The sequence below is a fragment of the Halalkalibacter wakoensis JCM 9140 genome (genome assembly GCF_000513095.1).
Classification (GTDB): Bacteria; Bacillota; Bacilli; order Bacillales; family Bacillaceae_D; genus Halalkalibacter; species Halalkalibacter wakoensis.
Genome location: NZ_BAUT01000156.1, coordinates 1 through 1,612, shown reverse-complemented (window position 1 = coordinate 1,612; position 1,612 = coordinate 1). Strand labels below are relative to the sequence as shown.

At 39.5% G+C, this 1,612-nt stretch carries 1 protein-coding gene; it reads right to left on the bottom strand.

Going from position 1 to position 1,612, the window contains the following annotated elements; translation table 11 throughout:
- Window positions 1–130: 130 nt before the first annotated feature.
- The gene (locus tag JCM9140_RS21905; protein ID WP_034751799.1) at window positions 131–1,354 is read right to left on the bottom strand and encodes an IS110 family RNA-guided transposase; all 1,224 of its coding nucleotides are present in this window, start codon (window positions 1,352–1,354) and stop codon (window positions 131–133) included.
- Window positions 1,355–1,612: the final 258 nt, after the last annotated feature.

The following is a 1,612-nucleotide window of genomic DNA, read 5'->3' as shown; positions in this document are numbered from 1 at the left end:
GACTCCTACCATGAAAATAAACTTCTGAAACTTGGTAAAAATGGCAATGCTTAATAAGACGCAGCTCATTCAATTTTTTTGAAGAGGAGGAGCGCTAATATCATGTGAAATATTGATATGGTGGAATAGTCTAAGACGCTTTTGGTTCCGTTATTGTTACTGTGTAACCTAGACTTTCAAGTCTTCGAAGTGAATGTCTAACAATCGATTGTTGTCTTTGCTTATCAAAGTAATCTTCTCCTAAGTCTATATACATTTCCTTACGAGTTAATAGGTAGTAGGAGATTCGTAAAATGGCATGTGCAACAACAACGGCTGCTCGCTTTTTCCCTTTGCGTGCAGCGATACGGCGATAAAGTGCTCCAAGATAGTTCTTCGAACCTCGGACTGAATGAGCTGTTTCAATTAATGCGGATTTTAAATATTTGTTTCCATTTCTAGTTTTAGAAGATTTACGTTTTCCGGCACTTTCGTTATTTCCAGGAACTAATCCTGCCCATGAACACATTTGAGGTGCACTAGGAAATTGTTCTTTGATATTTGTTCCTAGTTCTGCAAGCATTTGTTCAGCCATCCGTCTCGCTATACCAGGAATAGAATCCAAACGATCTATATCTTCCTGAAAGGTACTCATTCGTTTAGCTATTTCCTCGTCTAACTGATTGATTTGTTCAGTAAGGAAGTCAATATGATCCAGAATAGTCTTGATCATGAATCGTTGATGATCTTGTATGTAGCCTTGAAGGGCAAGTTTGAGTTCATCTTTTTTGTTTTTCATTCTTCCTCTTGCAAAGTTTGATAACATTTCAAGATCATCATTTCCATTAGCGATAGACTGAAGCATATCACGAGATGAGACTCCCATGATATCTGAAACAACAGAACCAAGTTTAATATTGGCTCCTTCTAAGACTTTCTGTATTCGATTATATTGTCTAGCACGTTCTTCAATGATGCTTCGTCTATAACGAACAAGTTCACGTAATTCTCGTTGGTTACGGTCAGGAATATAACTGGCTTTAAGCAAGCCATGACGAAGAAGCTTGGCTATCCATTCAGCATCTTTTACATCAGTTTTACGTCCGGGAACAGCTTTCATATGTTGGGCATTCACAACAAGAAACTCAATATCTTCCGCTTCTAACAAGTTAACAATGGGCTTCCAGTAGACACTCGTACTTTCCATTGCCACATGGGTGCAGTTATGTTTCTTAATCCAGTCCACCAACTCGATTAAGAACACCGTTTTAGTCGAAAAAGTTTTAATCTCCTTTTCATCAGGGGTGATAATACATGCAGTAATGTTGTCCTTATGAACATCCAAACCACAAGCTCTTTCAATGATTACATCCATTGAAAACATCCTTTCTACGGCAGATAGAATTAGAGGCTGGTGCAACAACCAGAAAAGGGTTAATCTACCATAAGTGCTTCCCATAAAGGGAGCAACAATCAGTGGTGCACCGTGGTCGAAGGAGTCAGACTGCGGGTAGGGCTCTCACGCACCATGGAGTCTCGACCTTCCTCATCCAGCCGTAGCATCAGTATAGCCAGACTAAAACAATTTTCATCCTCTGTGGTGTATAGCTGTTTTTGCGATACATGGTTGACT

What these genes read in the sequence shown, in the direction of transcription:
- JCM9140_RS21905 (WP_034751799.1), bottom strand. Translation starts at nt 1,354, where the DNA reads ATGGATGTAATCATTGAAAGAGCTTGTGGTTTGGATGTTCATAAGGAC.